This is a genomic window from Paenarthrobacter sp. NPDC089675, assembly GCF_044749185.1.
Taxonomy (GTDB): Bacteria; Actinomycetota; Actinomycetes; order Actinomycetales; family Micrococcaceae; genus Arthrobacter.
The window spans coordinates 349,350-372,318 of the sequence record NZ_JBIVHM010000002.1 but is presented as its reverse complement, the minus strand read 5'-3'; the positions used below and the strand labels follow the sequence as shown (position 1 = coordinate 372,318).

Genomic DNA, 22,969 nt, shown 5'->3' with positions numbered 1-22,969 from the left:
CTGGCCATACTTCGGGAAGTCGCGACCAGGCGTTGGTTCATCAAGCGGGCCGCGTTCCTCAGCAGCCGTGCGCCGCTATGCGCTCGATGTCTTCTGGCTTCCCCCTTGATCGGGAAACGAACTTAGAACATACGTTCGAACCATGAGCTCCGGTTTATGGGATCATGCGCTCATTGGTCGCCTTATAGATCTGGAGCTTATTGCCGACGGTGATGTGCTTCAGCTCCGACCATCGGTCCCTGTCGTAGAAGTTTCTGGCCATGTCACCAGTGATTCCCAACCATGTCCTGTAGCAGGCAAACGTCCTGCCGTCGTCGGTACGAAGGTCGCTCAACTTGGCCGCCAGGTTGGGGGCTGAGCCGATGGAAGCGATGTCGTTGTCATTGCGAACCCCGCCGCGAATTAGCAATGCCTCGCCGGTCGCAATGCCTGTGGCGTGTTTGACCGTCATAGCACCCTCGGGCCAATCGACCCAGCGCCCCGCCTTGTCGTCGATGATTTCTTGAACTACCCAATTCAACTTGAGCGCTGTCCTGGCCGCTCGATTTTCCTTTTCAGTACCGTGATATATGGCCATCACCCGGTCGCCGTCAAAGCTCTTGATGTGTCCGCCATGTTCCTTGATGAGGGCGCTGGCGCAAAACAGGAATGACTTGATGATCTTCGCAGCATCGACCGGGTCAAGTAGCTGGCCGAAGTCCGATGACTTGGCGAGATCGGCATAGAGGTAGGTTGCCTGTAGTTGGACGCCGACGTTCGTGCCCAGACCAAGGGCTTCAGTGTCCGGCACGTCGCGCCCGTCACGAACGTTCCAGCTGTTCACCATCATAGAGTTGACGTTGGACTCCATTAGGTCTTTGATCGACATAGTTCCCCTTTAGCTCAGTGTCTACAAGCCTACTGACTGTGGCTGACACTGATCGAGTACGTCAGCACTAACAACCAACAAGGCCCGATCTACGTTAGGAGCGGGCATCTTCTGCGGCGCGGGCGCAGGTTTGACATCCGGCTCCAGGTTGTACTGGCTGAAGTCGAGTGTTCTAAACCCGGCTCCTGGGCCTCGTCATCAGTTCCTAGCACATGGACCTTTTGGTTCAGCGCTAGCATTTGAGCAATCGGCTCCAGCTAGTTGGAACACTCGAAGGCGGCCTGAACGGCATCGTCCAAGTCCGCATGGTCCATGCCGTCATTGGAGGAAGACGTTCAGCCCGTTTGTAGGGCGCTACACATGACACTCCCAAGGCAATGAACAAGTTTGCCTAGATACAGGGGCGCCGGGGCCGCATTGTTCCGTGCGGTATCTATTCGGGCGCGTCGGTGGTGAGTACCTAGGCGTCCTTTGCGGCACATTGCAACCCAACGTGGGGCAGATAAAAGATCTCCATGCCTAAATCTTTGCGGCGGTGATTGCTGCACGCGAGCACGCTCACGTGCAGATCAATGGGAAAATCCGTCGTTCTGGCCTCAGGTGTCCACCGTGAGGTGGTGGCCTGCAGTCGCTCGCCATTGCTGACAAGCCGCTAAACGGCCGGTAGTTGATCTACCTTTGGGCTTGGGCTACTGGGTTCTGTTGAAGTACAAACCGATATCGCCGACGACGGGGACTGTTGACTGAGCTTCCGGAGGCCGGCCGCGCATTGCCAGAGTGTTGGGCCCGAGGGGCATCAAAATAGGGGTGGCGTCGAGACGGGGAACCCGGCGCGTCGGGCCGCGTCAAAGGGTCGTTGTCGTTGCCGACACACATTTCCGTTGTCGCCCATGTTCAACCGCAGTTAGGTTTCTCCGCGAGGTCATCCCAGCCCTGCTCCGTCAAGCGGCCAGCAGGGGCCCCGGTCGGCCGCTCCAGTGCATTACCAAAGGCAACTTCAACTATCTCGACACGACCGGAATATCCAGGCCAAGCGTCCGCAAGACCATATGATGCACCTAAAAGCAGGAGGATTGTGGAGCCAATAACTGATGCGGTCGGGCGTATAGGTGAGCAACTTTTTGAAGGAGGATGTGTTGAATCATCCCTAGCTCAGTTCAAGGAACTCGTTGCTGGCCAAGGGATTCAAGAGTGGATGGCGGGAGTCGAGGACACGCGGGAGCTAAGCCAGTTCGATCAAGAGCATCCGAACTCTTTCAACAAATATGTCCTCGCCGTACACTCCGCCACAGGTTCCAAGCTAGTCCTTCACTCGTGGCACTCGGGAATTCCTTTCAGTGAAGCAGAAATTCATAATCACCGCTGGAACTTTGTCTCAGCTGTCCTCAAGGGAAGTATCGAGGCACAGACACTGCAAGTTCAATCCAACGGCGATATAAGCAAATTGGAGTTCGGCTACTTGTCCCCAGACGGAGGCGCATCGTTCGGCCTCCTGCCCGTTGGAGAGGCGAAGCTGGCTGTAGTCGAGACAACACTATTAGCAGCGGACGCAGTCTACTTTCAGCATCATGGAAAAATTCATCGTGCCCGCCCAGTTGAAGCCTCCACCGTTACGCTGGTGCTGCAAGGTCCGGTAGTCAATCCGATCACTAGGGTTTTTCGAGATGACCGTCCTGGCGAGGAGACCCAGATTCCGGTGAAGCGTCCTTCTGACAAAACGATGCTTGAAGACCTCGCGCGGTTCAAGTCACTGCTTTTGCGAGGACTGTAGGATTGAGTCTTCTTGCAGCCGAGTTTGTCCTCGTCGTACCTGTAGATCTCGCTCAAAAACCGAAGTGGACGAAGGGGCCGCTAAAGCTCGTCAATCTACCGGGTACTCCTCATGAAATTGTTTCGGACACGAGTGGACGGGCCCGGTACGTTCCAGGAAGCCATGTTCCGTTTCTTCTCTATGGCGATACGAAAGATGAACGCCGGTGGCACCAGTCCAACGAGGAGACCTTCAATTTTCGCAGCGAACGCGGCCACGACGTTGACTTTGTATTCACCGGTCGCGAACTGTTTTGGATCCACGATCGGACTCCGCATAACGCCCTTCTTGTTGTTCATGGACGGGTAAACGGTACTGCAGAGCAGTGTTTACGCACTCTCGTTGAGCTCTCAAATCTTGACCCCAAACATGGGGCATCAATTAGATCGGCACTGGAGAGCCAGCTAGGAACCGCGTCGCTTGGATCCGGAGTGCGACGCGCGCGTCTTATGAGCCTTGTCTGCCCTGATGATGCAGGCTTGCCTACCATCGCTTCAAACCTCGAGCCGGAGTGGAGCGCCAAGGACCAGTGGCTCTGGTACTTGGCCACAGCTCACATGCCGGGCACCATAACCGTCAGTCGCGACTCACATGACCAGGTTCGCTCACGCTCTATCCGTGTAACCGATGAGTGGTCAGGGTTTGTCGCCAGCGAAGGCGTCTCTTATGTCGCGGATCGTTTGCCTCCAGCCGGGCTTGCCCAGGCAGATGCGCTTAGGCAGAGGAAGCTCCGGTTCCACACGATTGAGTTAGACGCTTTCCTGCTGGCAGAAGCACAGGACGTGCTTATTAACAGAATTGGTGACGCACTCTTCCAAGCTAGGAAGGGTGGACATCATTCATCTCAATCCGTGGCGGGCATGTCGTCCCCGCTTGCCGCATACAGACTAATGAACTGGGGTGACAGAATAACCGAGCGTGGTTACACGAACGATCTATTCTTAAGCTTGCGCTCCGTCAAGGGGATCCCAGACCGTCTGACAGAACTACGCGAGGACGTCAGGGAGGCTATCACCGAGCTTGAGGCGCAAAGTGCTGCGTCGCGAAACGCAGCTCTGGGAGTCCTGGCAATACTGGGCTTTCCATTCTCCAGCGCCTTCGCCATCTGGGCGGGAATCGAGGATCGCACGATAGAGGGACTCTGGACAGCTATCGCCAGTGCTGCTGGCGCATCCCTGATGCTTTCGCTTGTCATTCCAGGACTACGCTCGATTGCCGCACAAGCGATCGGTTTGAAGAACCGGATAAGGTGAATATGCTGCTGAATGACCTCACCAAGACTTTAACCGTGCGTGACACTCTACGAGTGGAAAGTCTACTTAATGTTGCCCTGCACCTTTCTAAAGGTGGAGCCTTTCCGCGTATTTCGGGGAGCGTTGCACTTATGTTACACAGGAAAAGTAAGTTCCGCGTTCCCGGAGATCTAGATCTCGGTTTCGACAACCTTCTAGCACTAACGTCGGCCAGAGAATATCTGCTTAGTCACTTCGATTCCGCGGTCATTCCTGAAGATATTACCCTCTTCGACGGAAAGGTCGTCGGCACAGAGTTGAGCCTTCTCTGCCGCGATGCGTCGGGTCAGGCCTTAGATCGTGTCGCATGCCAACTGGTACTCGATGACAATAGCGCTGTTGTCGTAGAGCCTATCACTATAGGCCAGCAGGAGTTATGCATTGAAACCCTAGCGTCGCTCACTGCGGCTAAAGTCGACGCAGTTTTCAAGCATAGAATTAACGGCACAGTCAGCAGCAGATGTCGTGACCTTTTTGATATGGCACTTATGCTCGAAGCCGGCGCTTTGCCCCCTTCGCGGGATGTCTCCTACCTGGCAACCTCAATGCTTCCCGGACCGCCGTCCGCCGAGATGGCCTACCCGCGCGAGTGGTTGCCGGTCTGGAGAGATCTTAAGCGCATGCAGGATACGAATATGTCTCTTGCGCAAGCCTGGGCAGAAACACTTAGCTACGCAAGATCGCTATGGGACGTGGCGCTTTGATTTCCATAAATGGTCAACTTGAGGGTGTCGCTGGAATAGATTTCTCAGTACTGCTGGCGCGATACGGTTCTGTTTATGCCGCGTCCAATGCAATTGCTCACGCAGTCGAAACAGTGGGACGTACTGCACCGGTCGCATCGCATCGTCAGTTCGTATACGTTACGCGTGCGCAGGATCTAGAATCTGTGGCGGAAGGTCTAGCCCGTTGCCTGGACCTGAAGCATCAGGAACTTGGCCTGGCAACGATAGGAAACGGACTCAGTTCCTTTACGCAGGCTGAAACCGCTTGGGTGTTGGCCGCCTCAAGTCGTCTAGACCGATGGACACCCGGAAGAGTAGAGGCAGCAGAGTCTGTCGCACGTATTTGGAGGCGCGGTCACTCTAGTCGCCAGCGTTTAGCTACCTTAGGCACCCCTCCCTGGAAACGGCTGACTGCTGGATTGCAGTTAGACAGAGTCATTTACCCAGTACGGGTGATCGAGAATCACTTGGCTAATAACGCTGATCAAGCGGCTCTCAGCATGGATTTTATTGCCTACAATCGCGCAGTGAAAAGCTCAAAGGGTTACATCGGGTATGGCGTGAGCGACAAAATGGAAGAATTTGCAAAAAGCTTACATTTTGATTCATTTACAAATTCTTCCTTAATAGCCCCGCTATTTAAATATAGAACACAACTGCAACGCCCAGTTGATGACTTCGAAGATGGGGCCCGCGCAATAGTGGCCGATCGCGGCGGGGTCGTTGTTCCTGCTACCAGCGACGGTTCGTTGGGGAATGACGGCATGTTGGCTTTGATGCCACGCACTTCCGCTCCTGCTGTCCTCGCGGCCGTTACTGAACTCTGTTCGTCGTTGGGGCTGGAAAGTGCTGCCCACATGATCCATGCAAGTTTGCCAACAGAGAAATGGCTGTTGCAGTCGGAAAGATGTCTCGCAGCTATTAAAGCCGCTCATTATGTGAATCGTGACAGTGTGGAGGCAATTGGGAGATGTGGTGTTTGTGTTTCACTCGACTTAAACAGCGAGGACTCGGAGTACATCGCAAAGCAGGAGAGAATTTTTCAGACCTGTTCCCGCAGGCTCATCAGCCAGAAGTCATGAGGCGTGGAGTCTCCGGAGAAGGGTATATCCGGGGTAAAAAAGTAACCATGTCAGCTGACATGACGTTGTTAGCGGCGCTTCATACCTGGCAGGGGTGGGGCATGAGAAAGCTAAGCGGTGGTAGGTGCCTCGTTTCCAGCCGCGCGTCCTTTCAAGGACCCACGACCGTTTCCCGTTGCTAAGAACGCCAGTTGCCAGGAAGGGGCGGGCTGATAATGAGCCAAAATGGCCGACCTTGTAATCGGCCCTGACAACTCGAGGTGGACGTTCCTTAGCCTGCCTTCAACATCGGCTCTGGTCTGGCTGCTCTGATATCCCCTCCCGACCCTGGATGTCCGCGCGGAGTTGAAGGTTCCGTTAATGCCACTCCGCCTCATCCGGAAGCGCCACGCTGGCCTCACAGCGGAATCCCGCTACGCCCCTAAGGGAGACTCATATTGTATGTCGCCTGGTCGCTCTGAGTGGCCGAATGTCGAAGTTGTGGGCGAGCACGCAGACGGTGAAGGCATACGGTCTGCCTCGCGTACCGGTGGGGACCTCACCGCTCAAAGGAGCGATGGTGAAGTTGAAAGTCTTCAGGTTGAACTTGGTGGCGGGGGCCGGACAAACCCCTATGGCTCGAATGCGGTCTGTGTGCGCTGGAATGGGCAAGTGCTCGGCTACCTGAGCCATGAAGTCGCGGTCTGCTACGCGCAACCAGTCACGAGAATTATGGCCAGCGGTCTTGTCGCCGCTAGCGCTGTCCCTCCGCGACCTTGCCGACCTTGTAGGGCAGGAGTTTTGCTCCTTCGAACTCGCCGACGTGACCTGACCGCCGTCCACAAACGACCCGATCGCTCAAAGTCTGTGCTGGCGGCGAGGTGTGACCCCCAAACTGCGGAAGTACGGCCTCCCGGCATCTGTGGCGGCAGTCCCCTCAGAGTTCTGTGAAGTCATGCCGCCTCCTGATCGAACCGCCATGAATGCGTGAAAGGAGGGAATCTGATGGAAGTGTCTCGCTCGCTGCCGGTCCGCAAATCCGACTACCAGCATGAACCCGCCGCCGCCGACGTAGCCTTATTTTCTGCCGGGCCCGAGGACGTCGCCCCGGCGACCCCACATGGAAAAAAGAGTGTGGACATTGTCCACACTCTTCGCCCCGGACTGGCCCGTACTGCCGCGGACTGGCCCGGATGCAGGCGATGCGGCAACCGGCCTGGCTGAAGGTCGGGGTCACGACGATCATTACGATGACGGCTCAATTCACGAGCTATACCTATGTCGAGCCGCTGTTGCGGGAGAGGGGCGTGACGGAAGAAAACGTCAGCATCGTCTTGCTTGGATATGGTTTTGCCGGAGTGATGGGTCTGTTGACTGTTCTCCGTCTTTCTGATCGCAGTCCCTCCGCAGCCTTCCGATTCGCGGTCGGACTCGTAGCGTTGTCTATAGTTGGTGTTCTCCTCTCCCGGGAGTCAGCGGTATGGACAGCAGTCTTTGTCCTGATATGGGGGCTGACGTTCGGCGCGCTTCCACTTCTGGTCCAAGTCCTTGGGCTTCGGGGAGCGGGAGCCCTGCCTTCCGCGGGAGCGCCAGTCAATAACGCCTCGTTCAACGTCGGGATCGCCGCAGGATCGGCTATCGGTGGAGTTCTCCTCGCGCTGACGAACTTGACCGTACTACTGGTCTCCAGCAGTGTCCTAATGCTAGCCATCTTCGCGACAACCCTGATCCCGCGCTGGCTTCCCAGCGACAGGGCCCATTGATCACGATGGCAACCAGGGTTAAAGCGATATCGCGCCGCGTCTTGCGCGACGAGGTTTCCGACTACGTCGTCGACCTCCTACTTCGGGGAGAACTGGAGCTAGGATCCCCTCTGCACATTGACGCACTTTCCCGCGAACTAGGTGTATCACCGACCCCCATTCGTGAGGCACTAGCACAACTCGAGCATACGGGCCTGCTGCGACGCATGGCGTTAAGGGGCTACACCGTGGCACCGCCCCTGAGTCCACGTCAGATGGAAGAACTTTTCGACGCAAGAGAAGTCGTGGAAATCGCAGCCATTAACCGCGCATCTGCCCACCTGCAAACACTAGTTCCGGCGCTGGCGAAAGCACACGACAACCACCGCACAGCCGCGGAGCATTTCGCCAGCGTGAACCAGGCGGAACAACCGACCAGATATCGCAAATATTTCGAAGCCGACTGGAATTTCCACGAAACCATTCTCAGGAACTGCGGAAATCTATACCTACTGGAGATGGCCGACTTGACGATCACCCACACCCACCGCGTCAGACACAACTTGAGCCACGGACTAAGCGACTCCTCCGTTGTCCTCGCTGAGCACGAGGAAATTTTGGTGGCCTTTCAGCGAAGAGACATCGCTGAAGCAGCGGAAGCAATGCGCAAGCACATCGCAAAAACACGAAACCGTGCGTTGCAATGGTGAACCGCGAGCAGTTTCCCGACCTTGGAAGACACTGAGCCCACCTATAGGCACGATTTCGACAATTCTGCCAGCGGCAAGAAGGATTATGGCCTCAAGCCCCCACCCCGTTCCCCCAAGAGGATTTCCGTGACCAGAGCTGTTTGCTACCCATCGTGAAGCCGGGGAAGAACTGTTGACAGGCCTCACTTCCCCGAGAGTCTTTCACCAAGTCTCGTTGCTCGAGGCGCTGGGCAGGTCACTCGCCGTCAACATCTACGTGCCCATTCCGCTGCCCCTTTTGAGAACTCTCAAATGGACGGCTTCGCCGTCCGCTCAACAGACATTCCAGTCGGCGGCGCGGAGCTCCGCGTAACTGCGTCCCTGCCAGCAGGCGCCGTGCCCGCAGCATTAGAACCCGGTTTTGCTGCTCCCATCATGATCGGGGCCATGCTCCCCGAATGTGCCGACGCTGTAATACCCGTAAAGAAGGCAAAGCCAAACTCCTTTCCGGATCCAGCAGTGGGGGACGTCTCTCAAGACTCCGCTGCCAACCTCTTGACATAGCGCGACGACTACACCCGACAAAAGGACAGCGCCCCCGATCTCACAGTCACCACCGGAGGAGTGAGCAAGGCGCCTACGAGGTCGTCCGCCAAGCGATGGCGGTCAACCGGTCGAATTCCTGTCCGTTGCCATGCAGCCAGGCGATCCACAAGGCCTTGGCAGAGTCGACGGGATTCCCTTCCTCCGCTTTCCTGGAAATCCCGTCAGCTGTTTTGTCTTCTTCGAAGTCTTCCTACGGCCTGCGTTGTCAGGAATCCTTGGAACTCCCGGCCCGCGTCCTGTTCACCGGGTTCGTCTGGCTGAAGCCGTGGACTCACCAGCGGAAAACACGAAGTTCGCCGGGGTCGGTCGACACAGGCGGCACCACAGTCCGGATGGAAGGTGGCTCCGGATCCCACCTGGTCCATGCGATGGCCCATGCTAAAGCTCTCGTTCACACCCCAGCGAAGTAACTGAACTGGCTGAAGGCGACGAGGCTATGGTTGCCGTATTCAGGACAGCCGAGGTTCTAACTGCAGCATCTATTTCTGCCCTGAGCATCCCCTATACGATTGGGGAAGCGAATAATTATGCAGTGCTAGCCGGCAGCTGCAAAATCAGCTGGTCAGTTCTGGCCACGAGCGGACCCGACACGTGAACGCCTATGAGCCGAGCGCGCAACGGACAGTCGGCGTCGTCATCGCCTCGACACGGGCAGAACAAGGAATCTACGCAGATGAGACGGGACCCATCGCTGCATGGATGACCAAACAGGCATTTGAGACGTTCCCCTCTGTGATCGCCCCCGACGGTGAACCGGTCGGTGTTGCCCGCAGTGTGCTCCTTAGCCACGACCCTGCCATCACCACCAGCGGCGGAACAGGACTTAGCCCCGATGACCGCACCCACGAAATGACCCTCACACTCCTGTCTCGCGAAATTCCGGGAACCATGGAAGGTACTCGGCGGGCGGGAACAATGGAGACACGTATGGCTATGCTGAGCCACGGCCATGCCGGAGCCGCAGGGGAGACATTCATCGTCAACCTGCCCGGATCGACGAAGGGAGTCAGGGATGGGTTGACTATCCTTTCCCCCGTCATCGGACATCTCTGCGAGCAACTTGCGGGGAAGCTACGGACACTGAACCGCAATTCAAATGACGGCTGTCTGAGCGACGAGTCCAGAATGGCGGAAACTAGGCCATTGTTGCGGTCGAAACGGACAGCGCCCTGCACGGAAAAGTTCCAACGAAGTGGTGCGGAAGCATTTCGCCGGCGACGTGGCGGCGCATCTTGTGATGGATAACCAGGGGACCGGACCAGTCTTTCTGCGTCTGCGCTGCTTCATGGTTGGCGCGCTGGAGAACGGCGCCGCTAAATCGTTCAACAGGCCTCGGATGCCGTTGTCCGCGGTAACCTGCGACGGTCCGCTCTGGTGAGACGAGTTGCGAATTCCATTTCGGCTCCGCCATCACCCTTGAATAGATGATCTGCAAGATGAGCGCTGGCGTCAGAACAGCGAAACCCGGATTCCCGGTACATCCGCTCTCACGGTCTTAAATGCTATCCTGACTGCCAGTGACGAAGGAAGTGGCCGGCAAGCTCGACGACGGGGGTTCTGTCGCAGGTTTGGCGTCAATAGTTACCCAGTCGCATGTTCTGGCTGGAGGTCACCGTTTGTAGGTTATGGCCGGCAGGGCCGTCGCGCATTCCAGACCCACCAAGTATTTGAAGGCACTCCATGCCGGCGCTACCAAGTGGCAGCCGTCCTGGTGTCGGGCGGCGAATGATGGTCGACGTTTCGGTCCCGCTCGAAATATGGCCGGGCCGCCACAGGAAAGACAAGCTAGTTCCTGCCGGGTTTCTTTCTGTTCATCCGGGGGTAGCTGGGCGAAGTCCGTGGCGGTCCATTCTGTGCCATCCAGGATGTTCTTTGCCATGTACACGGGGCCTCCTCTTTGTGCATTGGGCACGCCTTCTCATGTCCGTGTTGCGCGGTGACGACGGGCGAAAGCTGTCGATGGTCGATATCTGCCTGGCGGTGCTTGGGCGGGCCGGTTTGTCGTCGCGAACATGGTGCACGATGACGTCGAATCGTTTTGCCTGGTCTTGGCGTTGCCGGGCACGCGCCGTCAGGGTGGCAGAAGTGCTGCCCTGACGGCGCGCCGTTACGGCAGGGGTTCAGGACTTGGAGCTGGGTCGTCCGGGAATGTGGCTGAGGATCGATTTGGAGAAGCCGCCATCAACGCAGATGTCCTGGCCGGTCACGTAGCCCGCCAGGGGGCTGATGAGGAACTCGATTACGTTCGCAATGTCGATGGGCTCGCCAATTCGTGCCAAGGGGATGATGTCTTCCCTTGCCTTTTTGATGTGGGGATCGGCGTACATTTTTTCGGTCATCGGTGTGTGGGTCATACCGGGGGAGACCACGTTGACGCGGATCCCTTCGGGTGCCCATTCCAAAGCGAGTGTTTGGGCCAGCATTGTCACCGCGGCTTTGCTGGGGCTGTAGGCACCTGATCCTGCGTGAGGTACCTGACCGGACATGGAGGAGGTGAAGCAGGCTGAGCCGCGGCTCTGGCTAAGGTGCGGGTGGCTTGCTTTGGCCAGGAGCCACGCGCCGCGAAGGTTGACGGAGAACATCTCGTCCCAGTCTTCGAGGCTCACGTCGCAGATGGCGCCGGGGTTTGCGATCCCCGCGTTGGCGACGAGGGCGTCCAACCCGCCAAATTCGGCCACGGCAGCGTCGACGAGTTTAGCTGGCACCTCCGGGTCACCGATGGTGCCCGTCAACGCGATGGCGGTACCGCCCATCGACTGGATTGCACGAACGACTTGTTCCTGGTTGCCGTTCGAATCGTGCCCTGCCACTGCGATCATCGGGTGCACGCCGCGAGCCAGAGCCGCCTCTGCGATTCTGAGGCAGGTCGCTGCTCCGATGCCGCTGCTTCCGCCGCTAACCAAAGCTCTCATTGTACATACTCCTTTATCAGTGGTTCACATGCGGAAGATTTCTTGTGCAAAGGCCCATATGGGTCGGTGAATGCCATTTGCATTGGTGTAGCTCGTTTCGCAATGTGGAATATTATGTCTTTTTCCTGCAGGACTTCGGCCGCCGTGCCGGGTTTCTGGTTGTCGGGCTTAGTTTTCCAGGTCCCAGCCCTTGTCTTTGAGGTCGTGCATGGCTTTCTTGAATTCCTGGACGGGGTTCTGTTCGCGGATGATCTCGAGGACAACATTGTTCACCCCGCACGTTTCCTTGACCGCTTTTCCGAGCCCGTTCCAGTCGATTACTCCGGTGCCGATGGGGTCATGGCCCCAGGTGTCAGTGCCTGTGTCTGAAATGTGTACCAACCCAATGGATTCGCGGTGGGAGAGCAGGGCTTCGACGGGATCCTCGCCGATGTAGGCTGCGTTCGCGACGTCGTACACGATCTTGACTGAGTCGTCGTTGATCGTTTTGACGACACCTGCCAGGTCCTGGATCGTTGGGGTGAAGCAGTAGGGGGTGTTTTCGAAGAGCAACCGTGTCCCGGCCTGTTTAGCCAGCGGAATCAGACTCTCCATGCTCTCGTACATCCACCTGTGGACTTTGTCGAGAGAAGGCGAGATCATCGGGCGTCGTGTGCCGGGGGAGATCACGACCTCGGAGACACCCCAGGCTTCGGCCAAGTCGATCACTGATGCGATGTGCTCGATGCTCTTACGGCGCATGCTGGCGCCGGGACTGGCCAGGTTGATGTCATAGCCGCCGGCGTTCAAGGACCTGATATCGGCGCCGTATTCATTGAGGCGGGCGTGGATTGCGGTGCGTTCGGGGCCGGAGATTTCATCCGGCCAGCAATGTGGAGAGCTGACTGGAACTTCGAAGGTTTTGTGGCCGTTCTCGACCAACTCCGCGATCGCGTCAATTGCTGTGGCTGACCATAGGTAGGAAAACGTATTAATAATCATTTGGTTCAATTGGAGATCCTCTCGGTTCTGCACCAATATTGGAAAAGTCTTTCGTTCACCGCGCACTGTGAGTCTTGACTCCGTTAAGGGACTTGTTCCCAGATGCCGAGGCGGTCCGACCAGGACGCGGGGTCGGCGGCCGGTTGCTGACTGATCGGGCCGTCTGGCGTCCGGGGAAAGCGTGCCTAGTGGAAACGCTTCGCATCGGTGGTGGCTTGCGGGGTACTTGAGACAAGGTGTTCGCCTTCGAGTACCTCCGGATCAGCCAGTGCCACGGTGGCACGGTCACCGCGGTTGCCGGTCTCCGGCAGGGTGAAGTAGACCAGGAGGCAGAGGGCGACGACGACGATCATGTACACCGCGACGAGCATCGGCTGCCCGGCGCCGACGAACGCTGCGGCGATCAGCGGTGCGGTACCGCCGAAGACGGCAATGACAATCTGGTGCGCGAAGCCGATGCCCGAAACGCGGACGGAGGCCGGGAACAGTTCAGCTTGAATGGTGGGATAGACCGACTGCCAGATACCAAGGACGACCCATCCTGACGCCGAGACCAGAACATACACGCCGAAGCCGGGCTGGTTCAGGAGCAGGAGCAAGGGGTAGAACAGCACGATCATGCCGATGGCGCCGATGATCGGGAAGATCTTGCGGCGGCCGATCCGATCGGAGAGCGCACCGCAGACAGGCACGATGACAACCAGCAGGGCCAGGCCGATAACGCTTCCGGCCAGGGTCGAGGCCAGGTCGCGGCCGCTGGTCAGTTTCGCGTACGTGGGCAGGAACGTCGCCCAGGTGTAGTAGGCCACTGCCGGGGCAGAGAGGGCGGCGGCCTGAAGCAGCGCCTTCGGGTGTTCGCGAAGCAGGTCCATCAGGCGTGCAGCTGCGGACTTCTGATCCACGAGGGCTCCTGCCTCAAACTCGGGGGTTTCTTCGGCCCGGGCACGCAGGATAAGACCGACGACTCCGAGGACGCCTCCCACAACGAAGGGGATGCGCCATCCCCAAGCGGCGAGGTCAGCCGGGGCGAAGGATGAGGTAACCATGGCTGCCGCGCCGGTTGCCGCGAGGGTCGCCAGGCCGCTCGCCATGTTGGTGAACGAGCCGAACAGGCCACGCCGCTTTGAGGGAGCGTGTTCCACCATGAACGCGATGGCGCTTTGCCCCTCGCTGCCGGCCGAAATGCCCTGAAGAATACGTGCAACCAGGAACAGAACGGGGGCTGCGTAGCCGATGGTTGCAAACGAAGGCGTGAGGCCGATGATCAGCGAACCCAAAGCCATTCCGGAGATGGACAGCGTCAGAATGACACGTCGACCAAAGCGGTCGGCCAGGGGAGAGATGATGATTCCACTGAGTGGGCGCACCACAAAGCCGACCGCATAGGTAAGCAAGGCCGCAATGAGGGATGCGAAGGGGGAATCGCTGGGGAAAATCTGCGACGAGAACACGGCCGCAAGCAGCCCATAGATGTACCAGTCGTACCACTCAACGAAATGGCCTATCGTGCCCGCCACCATGTTGAGGGTGCGGCGAGGGGGTTCCGTCGCTTCGGGAAGCTCCGAAGCGGCCAGACCGCCGTCGGCTTCTTTTGAGGTCTTCATTGAACTCTCCATAATTCCAGGTTTGTTGCGGAGGGGTATATGAGTCCCGGACACTTCAGTGTGCGGGTCACGCCCGGGCTTTACGAGCCGGCGAGCGGGGAAACCGACTGCCAGGACCTGCAGTCGGACCAACGCTGAGGGCGCCGCCTGACGTGAAGTCGGAAAGGAGCTTATCCAGCCTCCCAAATTCATAATGAGATCGGTTGCTGAGATCGGTTGCAAGCAACAATACGGATGAAATGTGATCCTTGTCAACGTCAGTAGGCTGGTCTCGCTCAGATTTTCACGATTGGCCGTGACGTAGGGCGAATATACGGGCTTTGAGGGGTGCCAAGGCGGCCCCGCGGACCATTCGTGGACGGCTTGCGCCGGGCCTGAGGTCAGCTCTCAAGGAGTGGGGAAGGGGCCTCGTTGTTGAAGTCCTGATAAGCCACTCCGGACCAGGCGCATTCCAGGCTGCCGTAGGCGGACCAGTACTCCTCCCAGTGCGCCAGCTTCCACTGGTCCCGTTCCAGACCGCGGCGAATGAGGCGGGTGCGCAGAACATCTTGGGGGACCCGGACCCGTATTACGGTGATCTCGGGCGAGGGCCACTGGAATTCTTCTGCCGCGCGGGTCAAGTAGTCCGGTACCCCGAAATAGGCTCCAAACGGGGCGTCAAGGACCACTGACCGGCCCAGGCGCAGATTCATCCCCGCCACGTCCATGAGGGTTTCGTACTCAAGGGGCAGCAGGTTCTCGCGGTAATAGTCGTTGGACTCCCGGTCGGTGGGATCGTGCCCGGTGGCCGCCAGTGTGAATTCGATGAAGCGGCCGCTGACCCTGTCCTTGTCCAGGTATGCAGCAGCATGCTCTTGGGCTGTTCGCTGCGCAACGGTTGTTTTCCCTGACCCTGCCGGTCCGATGACGATGAAGACGCGCGGGGGCATTACTTGCGCGCCTCTGCTACGGCTGAGAGAAACGCCCGGGCTGCCTCGCTGACGCGGTTGAAGTCGCCGTCGGGCTGCCATGCCTTGGTCACGTAGCTGCCAACGCCGACGCCGGCCACGCCGGCGGCGAACCATTCGCCGACGTTCTCCAGGGTTACGCCACCGGCGGGCAGGATCGGCAGGTGTGCAAGCGGAGCCAGTACGGACTTTGCGTAGGCTACGCCGCCGGCTTCGGTTGGAAAGAGCTTGAGGATGTCGGCGCCAGCTTCGGCGGACTCGACGAGCTCGGTTGGCGTATAGGCGCCGCTGATGGTTGGTACTTGGTATCTGTTGGCGGTGCGGATCATCGCGGGGTTGAGCTGGGGACTGACGAGGAACTGGGCGCCGGCGCGGATGCACTCGTATGCGGAGTGTTCATCCAGCACGGTTCCAGCGCCAACGGCGACGCGGTCTGGCGCGTGCTTGGCGGCGAGCCGGCGGATGACGTCCACGGCGCCGGGAATGGAAAGAGTAATCTCAAGTGCCCGAAACCCTCCTTCGATGGCTGCTTCAGCAACACGCTCGGCAAGCTCTGCGCTCTCCAGGCGAACGATGAGGACGGCCCCGGACTCGTCGATGGTTTGCAAGGTGCGAAGTTTCTTGTTCATGTTTGACCTCTGTCCGGCCGGCACTGCGGGGTTTCCCGAAGCGTCCGACCTGGTTGGTGTTTACGGTGTCGTTGACAAACTCTCCCACCATCCATAGTGTTATTGCAACCGATCTCAGCAACCGATCTCATACAAGGGGGTATTGCGGTTGACGCACGTACGAACAATCATTCTGGGCGCTTCCCATTGGCACGTTCCGCTCTGCGCGCAGGCCATGGCTGAAGAGCATGACGTGGTCGGCGTCGGTGACGACGACGTATCCCGCGTGCAGGTACAGCGGCTGGCCGAAATCTGGGGCGCGCCGGTCGACGCCGATTGGCGGAAGCTGGTTGATCTTCCCGATGTCGGACTTGCCTATGTTTTTGGTCCCCATGAGGGAATGGCCGAAAAGTGTCTTGCCCTGATCGAGCGGGGTATCCCGTTCGTCGTCGAAAAGCCCGTGGGCGTTTCACTCGAGGAGCTCTCCACCGTGCGGCAGGCAGCCGAGGCAGCCGGCGTGCCCGCAACGGTACCCCTGGTCCAGCGTGGCGGCCCCACGGATCAATGGCTTGCCAAAGCAGGCCGGCCCACGTACCAGAGGGCTTCGTTCATTGCCGGCCCACCGTCCCGGTATCTGGAAAACGCCAATCCGTGGATGCTTGACCCGGTGAAAGCGGGTGGGGGTTGCCTGGCCAACCTGGCTCCTCATTTTGTCGACCTGTTCCTTCGGGGCACCGGTGAGTCAGCAGCCCATGTGGAGTCCCGGCTCTCATCGGTCCTTCACCACCAAGCGGTTGAGGACCATGCAAGCCTCATCATCACGACACCGGAAGGGCGTGAAGCCATCGTTGAGGTGGGTTACGCCTTCCCCGGGTCGCCGCTCAAGCGCTACTGCAGCTTCACCTCGGTGGGTGACTCAGGATTCGCCACGGTCGACTCGGACGGCACGGCAACTTTCACGGCACTGGATGGAACCACGGAAGTCGACAAGCTCAACGTCGATAGCGACCCGCTCTACGACCCCTTCGTTCGGAACGTCGCCCGGACGCTGGATGATGGATTCCGGGGCCTGACTACACTGGCCCAGCTCGAAGAGGTCATGCGCCCCATCTGGAGGGCCTATGACGACCAGCACGGAGGAAAAGATCATGCCTGACTTGAGTATCGACGTCGTCGCGAAAGCTGCGGGGGTCCACCGGTCAACGGTCTCTCGGGCGTTTTCACGCCCCGAGGCGGTCAAGAGTGAAACGCGCGAGCACATCCTCCGGGTCGCAGAGGGGCTCGGCTACACCATGAGTCCACTGGCCCAGGCGCTTCGTCGAAAAACCAGCAACATCATTCCCCTGATCGTCCCGGACATCACGAATCCGTTCTTTGCCGAACTTGCCAAAGCGATGACCCAGGCAGCTGACGAGCGCGGCTACCAGCTGATGCTCTGCGTCACCAACGGGGACCCGGCCAAGACGGACGGATATTTCACAGCCATGCAGGCCATGTACGCGCCCTTCGGGATCGTGGCACCCTCAACGAAGGTAGACACCGAAGCCCTTAAACGCTTCGACTTCGGACACAAGGTCGTCGTGATCGACAGAGTCGAGGGCGACGATTCCGTCCCTACGGTCACGGTCGACAGCAGGCAAGGAATCCAGGTCGCCCTGGAACACTTGCACGGCCTGGGGCACACGTCCATCGGCTACGTATCCGGCATCGCAGGTACACACACCGCCCAGGACCGGATGGACGCCTACCTCGAACTTACGGCCAAGCATGGGGACACACCCCTGGTCCTGGACAGCGGTTCGGACCTGGATGCGGGTACGCGTGCCGCCGAGCATTTCCTGGAAATGGATAATCCTCCAACTGCCATCATCGCAGCCAACGACATGGTGGCTTTTGCAGTGATGTCGGCGCTTGGTCAGCGCGGTGTGCGCGTGCCAGACGACGTCTCCGTCATTGGGTTCGATGGACTCGCGTTGGGGGCCCGGTTCAATCCTCCGCTGACCACGATTCGGCAGCCGATCGCCGACATGGGCCACCTGGCCATCGAACTGGCAGAAAAGCAGAACGTTGCCGGTTCTGTGGACCATCTCGTTCTCGAACCTGAGCTCTTGGTCCGCGGCTCCACCTCAGGACCGCGCAAGTGAGCGGGGGACAGGACTCGGCGCTTCGGCGTTTGCCCGGGCTCCAACACACAGACCACGTCGGCTTGACGGTACCAAACCTTGATGAGGGCGTCCGCTTCTTCGTCGACGTCCTCGGCGCCGACGAGCTGTACCGCTCTGAACGGGGACCAGACGAAGAATTCATGCCAACGAACTTCGACGTCCCGGCGGATGCGAAGCTCACACTTGCCATGCTCCGTCTGCCCCCGAACCTCAACATCGAACTTTTCGAATGGAGCAGCGCTGAGCGGCGCGAAACGCCGCCGAGGCATTGCGATGCCGGCGGCCACCATTTGTGCTTCGTCGTGGACGACGTCGACGACGCCATCGCCGTACTGAAGGAAACGCCTGGAGTACGCGTCCTGGGTGAGCGCAAGGAAGTCGCTGGCGACAGCCCACGAGTAGCCGGCAACCGCTGGACCTACTTCATCACCCCTTGGGGTTTGCTGATGGAAATCGTGGATCGATCCCGCGTCGCAGCTCCTCCCCGGCTGGTCGGTCCTGCGGACTGGACAGCACCTCCAAATACACCAGATAGGACATAAACAAATGCGGCTTGCCGGTCACACATTAGGCACCCCGGACCACACGGTTCCCCAAGCACTTGAACTATTCCGGGCCGCAGGGCTCGATGCGGCCGAAGTCATCTACCAGAATGACTACAAATCGGGATTGCCTTTAGGCGACCGCCGTGCGGCGATGGAGGCCCTGAAAGCGGCAGAAAACGCAGGAATCCCCATCGTGGGTCTCACCCCCTACACCACGGCCATCAACTCACTGGACGATGCCGAATGGCACAAAGCCGTTGATGAATTCCGTGGCGCAATCGACACCGCACACCTTCTCGGTGCTGACCGGGTCCGTGTCTACGCCGGCTCGTGGCACCCCGGGGATACCGACCACGCAGAGCGTTGGGCGAAACTTCGTAAAGCCTTGGAGAACCTCGCGCCCGAAGCAGCCCAGGCGGGTGTTGCCCTGTGCGTGGAAAACCACTTCGGCACCATGACCCAGACCGCTGCCGACACCGCCGCCCTGGTCCGCGAAATTGCCCACCCGGCCGTCCGTGTCCTCTATGACCAGGCGAACCTGACCTTCACACACGACGAGAACTACGAACAAGCCTTCGCCATCCAAGGCGACCTGATCGGTCACGTCCACGTCAAAGACCTCATCTTCACCGATCCCAACGCAGCTTTCCGCGCCACCGAGACAGCCCGGGTCAACGCTTCCGAACGTGCGGTCCGATCCCGAGTCGTCGGAAACGGCGTCGTTCCCTGGTCAGGCATCCTCGCTGCCCTGCAGCAGCATGACTACGACGATGTGCTGAGCATCGAACTCGAATACCGTTGGCACCCCCAAGACCTCCCCGCACCCGAGGACGGCTTCCGCGAATCCGCCACCGTCCTGCGCTCAATGCTCACTGATTTGGCCGAAGTAAGGAACGCCCGATGAACACCAACCGCCTCCGCGTCGGAGTTATCGGCGCCGGCAACATCGCCACCATTGCGCAACTGCCCACCCTCGTGCAGCGGGACGACGTCGAGTTGGCAGCCTTGGTATCCCGACGGGAAGATCCAAGCAGCCTGGTCCGGCGCTGGGGATTCAACGCTGCGTACAAGACCGTTGAGGAAATGCTGGCCGCGCAGGAACTGGATGCCGTCTTCGTGCTGACCCCGCGTTCCGAGCACGCCCACGCCGTCCAGCTCTGTCTCAGCCGTGATGTGGACGTCTTCTGCGAGAAGCCGCTGGCCCCAGCTACCGACGAGGCAGAACGCCTGGCCGACCTCGCCGACGAGCGGGGACGAATTCTGATGGTTGACTTCAACCGCCGTTACGCGCCGGTCTACACGGCCGGACGGGACGCTTTCGGCGATAACGGCGCAACCTTCTGCGTCGCCCAGAAGAACCGGCCCGGATCGGAATACCGTGCAACGTTCGAAAACGCCATCCACATGGTCGATCTCCTCCGCTGGTACTGCGGAGGTGAACCCGAGCATGTGGCCGCGCACGCCGCAGGCGATGACCCTTGGGAGGAGGACGGACTTGCAGCCACCATCCGCTTCAGCACCGGGAACACCGGCGTCCTGATGGCAGCCCGCACAGCCGGAGCATGGAATGAGAAACTGGACGCCTACGGTAACGGGAAGACTGTCGAAGTCAGGGCACCCGAGACGGTTTCCACCACCATCAACGGCGTCACCACCTCACGGGAATTGAGCGCCGAAGCCTACGGCTGGGCTACTGCGACGGACACCCTCGGATTCTCAGCCGCCGTCCACCATTTCCTGGACCGGGTCGCCGACAGGGCCCAGCCACTTACGTCAGGCCGCGAAGCTGTCCGCACCCAGCGCCTGCTAGACCAGATCCTCGCGGCGGCTGGTCTGCCCACAAAGGAGCAAACCGGGCGCGAATGGGCCAGCCACGCAGTCAACGCAAGCTGAATCCCGACGGACGCAGGAGGTGCCGGCATCGCTCTCTTTCGCCCGCGCAAGAATCCGGTAGAAGCGGGAGCGGGGAAGCGGCCGCTTCGCGGGCGTCTTACCGCGCTTGCAGGCATCCTTTTGGTTGCCTTCAGCGCGCGAGAGGCGGTCTCGGCGGCGTCCCCGCTCCTGGGTCACATAGGCGTGGACCTTCCCCTTGACGCCCTGACCACAGGAATGCTTGGGATGCTGCCGACCGCCAGCTTCGCGGTGATGGGTTTCCTCGCGTTGCCACTTTTGCGGCTCATCCAGCTCGAACACCTCCTGCTGGTAGCGCTCCTGCTAACAACATTGGGTCAGCTCGGCCGTGCAGAGGCGCCGAACATCATGGCATTTTTGGCATTCACCACTATCGCCATGCTCGGGATAGGCCTGGTCAATGTCGTCGCTCCGCCTCTCTTGTTGAAATATTTCCCCGACAGGCTCGGGGTCGTCGCGGCGTGCCATGTCACCCTCCTGGGCGTCAGCACGGCAGTTGCCGCCCAATTGGCCGTTCCCCTGGGCACTCTTTATGGCTGGCGGTTCTCCATCGGTATTTGGGCTGCCCTCAGCGCGGTCGCGGCGATCCCATGGCTGACCCTCCTCAACTGGAAACGAGCGGGTGCCCGCTCCACGACTTCTCCAGCCAAGGAAGGGCCGCCGTCCCGAGCGAATGCTGTTAGGCCTTGGAAATCATCCATCGGTTGGGGCATGGCTTTGATCTTCGCCGGGTTTTCCAGCAATACCTTCGCTGCGCTGACGTGGCTCCCGGCTGTCCTCGTCGATAGAGGAATGAGACAGGAAACTGCCGGGTCGATGCTGGCGGTCTATTCAATCCTTGCGTTGCCGTTCGCTCTGGTCGTGCCCTTGGTGGTTCAAAGAATGTCCCGCCCGCTGCCAGTGGCGGTCCTGTTTGTCGCCGCGTTCGCCATCGGTTACGGGGGCATCATCTTCGCTCCACCAGCTTCGGCAGCGCTCTGGGTCGTCATTGCCGGGCTCGGCCAAGGTGCCTATTCCTTTGCGTTCGCCATGATCAATAAGCGAACCCGAACGCAGTCCGGCTCAGGCAGCTTATCCGCGTTTGCCCAGGGCACCGGCTACGCCCTGGCAAGCACCGGACCATTCCTGTTCGCGCTCCTGCACCACCCAGGGGACGGCTGGCTGCCCTCGTTCGCCATGCTCGGAGCCTGGCTCATGGTGCTCGTGACGGGGGCCATCATGGTCAACACGGCGCGCGTGCTTGAAGATCACAGGCCGGCCCCGCGGCAAGCACTGAAGACACATTGTCCCTAACGCCAGCTAAACGACACCAGAGTACGATGCCGCGGATTTCCGCACCCAATCTCATCGACTTGTCGAATTAACTCAAAGGAGAGACCCATGACCACCAACACCCCCCACATCCTCGCCCTGATCTTCGCAGGGCACGCGTCATGACGACGTCGGAACGGCCCCTGCGCGTGGCAGTGGTCGGAGCCGCCGGATGGGCAGGATCCCGACACGCCAGAGCATTCGCCAAGGCCGGCGCCACCGTCACCCACCTCGTGTATCAAGACGAACGGGCGATCCCCTTGGCCCAGGAACTGGCAGCCCAGGTGGTCCCCGACGTCCAGGAGCTTCCTGCTGATCAACTGGACCTGGTCGTCGTCGCGCTGCCCACCACATTGCAACCGCCCATTTGCGCCGATCTGTTGAACAGAGGGCTTCGGGTGCTGACCGAAAAGCCGGTGGCGGCAGATACCGAAGGTGCTGCCATCATGGCCGTTGCTTTGGGAGTGCATGACCGACTCATGGTGGGGTACACGCTCCACCAACATCCCGCCGTCGAATTTCTTTCCCAGTGGGTGCACAACAACGACGTCATCGCTGTAAACGTGCGTTCGGTCGCCCATAAGCGGACCATCGACTCATGGCGTGCTGATCCGAAAGAGGGCGGAGTAGCGGTGGTGAATGGCATTCATGCCATCGAACTGGTCTCTTCGTGGTTCGAAGGTGAACCACACGTCTCGGCCACCAGCGCCAACAGCAGCTTGTACGGGTCTCCAGTACCGGAACACGTTCTTGCCACCCTCGAATTCCCCTCCGGCGCGGTGTTCACTTTGCAGAGCTACTGGTCTCCCTGGAATGAACCCCAAGGGCTTAACCAAGGGGATTGGAGCCTCACCATCGATGTTCTGGCCGCGAAGGGCCGGATGGTGCTGTCAAACGACTCTCTTCGCAGGTGGGACCGTGACGGCGGACAACACGTCCAAGACTTTGAGCCCTCCGATCTCTTCCTCCGTCAGGCAGAAGCGGCTCTGAGGTTCTGCGCGGGCCACAAGCCTGCCGTTACTTTCGCGCAGGCACTCCGCGCCACGGAAATCGCCGATGGAGTCCGGACAGCGGCGGCTTCGGGCACCCCGGAGGTGCCAGCCCGTGATCCCCACCGAAACCCCTGACAAACGACGACCGTCTGGACCGAGCAGTACCAAGGAAGGAAACGAACATGAAGCACGTACCGCAC

At 59.5% G+C, this 22,969-nt stretch carries 20 protein-coding genes and 2 pseudogenes; 16 read left to right on the top strand and 6 right to left on the bottom strand.

Translation table 11 applies throughout. The features are described from left to right. Positions 1-154 precede the first annotated feature (154 nt). Positions 155-868: an adenylate/guanylate cyclase domain-containing protein gene (locus ACIPY2_RS05815; protein ID WP_400265424.1), complete on the bottom strand. Its 714-nt coding sequence runs from the start codon at positions 866-868 to the stop codon at positions 155-157. Positions 869-1,943: 1,075 nt separating this feature from the next. Here ACIPY2_RS05815 and ACIPY2_RS05810 point away from each other — a divergent pair. The 9 genes and pseudogenes from ACIPY2_RS05810 to ACIPY2_RS05770 all read left to right on the top strand — a co-directional run bounded on the left by ACIPY2_RS05810 (position 1,944) and on the right by ACIPY2_RS05770 (position 10,038). Then, a complete protein-coding gene (locus tag ACIPY2_RS05810; protein WP_400265423.1) occupies positions 1,944-2,639 on the top strand; it encodes a hypothetical protein in 696 nt (231 codons plus the stop codon). A gap of 2 nt (positions 2,640-2,641) precedes the next feature. Continuing rightward, the gene (locus ACIPY2_RS05805) at positions 2,642-3,931 is read left to right on the top strand and encodes a hypothetical protein (protein ID WP_400265422.1); all 1,290 of its coding nucleotides are present in this window, start codon (positions 2,642-2,644) and stop codon (positions 3,929-3,931) included. 2 nt (positions 3,932-3,933) lie between these two features. Next, positions 3,934-4,674, top strand: a complete 741-nt coding sequence (locus tag ACIPY2_RS05800; RefSeq protein ID WP_400265421.1) for a hypothetical protein — start codon at positions 3,934-3,936, stop codon at positions 4,672-4,674. 473 nt (positions 4,675-5,147) lie between these two features. Next, entirely contained in the window at positions 5,148-5,777 is a 630-nt protein-coding gene (locus ACIPY2_RS05795; RefSeq protein ID WP_400265420.1) for a hypothetical protein, read from the top strand. Between the two features lie 1,229 nt (positions 5,778-7,006). After that, positions 7,007-7,519, top strand: coding sequence for a hypothetical protein (locus ACIPY2_RS05790; protein ID WP_400265419.1), 513 nt, complete (start codon positions 7,007-7,009; stop codon positions 7,517-7,519). A 5-nt stretch (positions 7,520-7,524) separates the two neighbouring features. Further along, positions 7,525-7,737 (top strand): annotated as a pseudogene (locus ACIPY2_RS05785) (GntR family transcriptional regulator); the annotation flags it as partial. A gap of 9 nt (positions 7,738-7,746) precedes the next feature. Further along, entirely contained in the window at positions 7,747-8,208 is a 462-nt protein-coding gene (locus tag ACIPY2_RS05780; RefSeq protein ID WP_400265746.1) for a GntR family transcriptional regulator, read from the top strand. Between the two features lie 285 nt (positions 8,209-8,493). Next, a pseudogene (locus tag ACIPY2_RS05775) lies at positions 8,494-8,751 on the top strand (hypothetical protein); the annotation flags it as partial. A gap of 633 nt (positions 8,752-9,384) precedes the next feature. Further along, positions 9,385-10,038 carry a MogA/MoaB family molybdenum cofactor biosynthesis protein gene (locus ACIPY2_RS05770; RefSeq protein WP_400265418.1) on the top strand — a complete coding sequence of 218 codons (654 nt, stop codon included), beginning with the start codon at positions 9,385-9,387 and terminating at the stop codon, positions 10,036-10,038. Between the two features lie 875 nt (positions 10,039-10,913). Here the strand turns inward: ACIPY2_RS05770 and ACIPY2_RS05765 are convergent. From ACIPY2_RS05765 to ACIPY2_RS05745, 5 genes are all read right to left on the bottom strand, one after another. Next, positions 10,914-11,705: an SDR family NAD(P)-dependent oxidoreductase gene (locus ACIPY2_RS05765; RefSeq protein WP_400265417.1), complete on the bottom strand. Its 792-nt coding sequence runs from the start codon at positions 11,703-11,705 to the stop codon at positions 10,914-10,916. 168 nt (positions 11,706-11,873) lie between these two features. Further along, the gene (locus ACIPY2_RS05760) at positions 11,874-12,686 is read right to left on the bottom strand and encodes a sugar phosphate isomerase/epimerase family protein (RefSeq protein ID WP_400265745.1); all 813 of its coding nucleotides are present in this window, start codon (positions 12,684-12,686) and stop codon (positions 11,874-11,876) included. A gap of 185 nt (positions 12,687-12,871) precedes the next feature. After that, positions 12,872-14,290, bottom strand: coding sequence for an MFS transporter (locus tag ACIPY2_RS05755; protein ID WP_400265416.1), 1,419 nt, complete (start codon positions 14,288-14,290; stop codon positions 12,872-12,874). Positions 14,291-14,670: 380 nt separating this feature from the next. Next, on the bottom strand, positions 14,671-15,219 hold the full coding sequence (locus ACIPY2_RS05750; RefSeq protein ID WP_400265415.1) for an AAA family ATPase: 549 nt from the start codon (positions 15,217-15,219) through the stop codon (positions 14,671-14,673). Beyond that, complete coding sequence (locus ACIPY2_RS05745; RefSeq protein ID WP_400265414.1) at positions 15,219-15,866, bottom strand: bifunctional 4-hydroxy-2-oxoglutarate aldolase/2-dehydro-3-deoxy-phosphogluconate aldolase; 648 nt, start codon at positions 15,864-15,866, stop codon at positions 15,219-15,221. Before ACIPY2_RS05745 ends, ACIPY2_RS05750 begins: the two co-directional genes overlap by 1 nt. Positions 15,867-16,014: 148 nt before the next feature. Here ACIPY2_RS05745 and ACIPY2_RS05740 point away from each other — a divergent pair, with 148 nt between their 5' ends. The 7 genes from ACIPY2_RS05740 (at position 16,015) to ACIPY2_RS05710 (ending at position 22,904) form a co-directional block, all read left to right on the top strand. Beyond that, entirely contained in the window at positions 16,015-17,001 is a 987-nt protein-coding gene (locus tag ACIPY2_RS05740; protein WP_400265413.1) for a Gfo/Idh/MocA family protein, read from the top strand. Then, positions 16,994-17,989 carry a LacI family DNA-binding transcriptional regulator gene (locus ACIPY2_RS05735; protein WP_400265412.1) on the top strand — a complete coding sequence of 332 codons (996 nt, stop codon included), beginning with the start codon at positions 16,994-16,996 and terminating at the stop codon, positions 17,987-17,989. Before ACIPY2_RS05740 ends, ACIPY2_RS05735 begins: the two co-directional genes overlap by 8 nt. Continuing rightward, positions 17,986-18,552 carry a VOC family protein gene (locus ACIPY2_RS05730; RefSeq protein WP_400265411.1) on the top strand — a complete coding sequence of 189 codons (567 nt, stop codon included), beginning with the start codon at positions 17,986-17,988 and terminating at the stop codon, positions 18,550-18,552. Before ACIPY2_RS05735 ends, ACIPY2_RS05730 begins: the two co-directional genes overlap by 4 nt. 4 nt (positions 18,553-18,556) lie before the next feature. Beyond that, complete coding sequence (locus tag ACIPY2_RS05725; protein ID WP_400265410.1) at positions 18,557-19,459, top strand: sugar phosphate isomerase/epimerase family protein; 903 nt, start codon at positions 18,557-18,559, stop codon at positions 19,457-19,459. Next, positions 19,456-20,448: a Gfo/Idh/MocA family protein gene (locus ACIPY2_RS05720; protein ID WP_400265409.1), complete on the top strand. Its 993-nt coding sequence runs from the start codon at positions 19,456-19,458 to the stop codon at positions 20,446-20,448. Before ACIPY2_RS05725 ends, ACIPY2_RS05720 begins: the two co-directional genes overlap by 4 nt. Positions 20,449-20,568: 120 nt before the next feature. Continuing rightward, positions 20,569-21,759, top strand: a complete 1,191-nt coding sequence (locus ACIPY2_RS05715) for a CynX/NimT family MFS transporter (protein ID WP_400265408.1) — start codon at positions 20,569-20,571, stop codon at positions 21,757-21,759. A 140-nt stretch (positions 21,760-21,899) separates the two neighbouring features. Next, a complete protein-coding gene (locus ACIPY2_RS05710; protein WP_400265407.1) occupies positions 21,900-22,904 on the top strand; it encodes a Gfo/Idh/MocA family protein in 1,005 nt (334 codons plus the stop codon). The last annotated feature ends 65 nt before the right edge of the window (positions 22,905-22,969 follow it).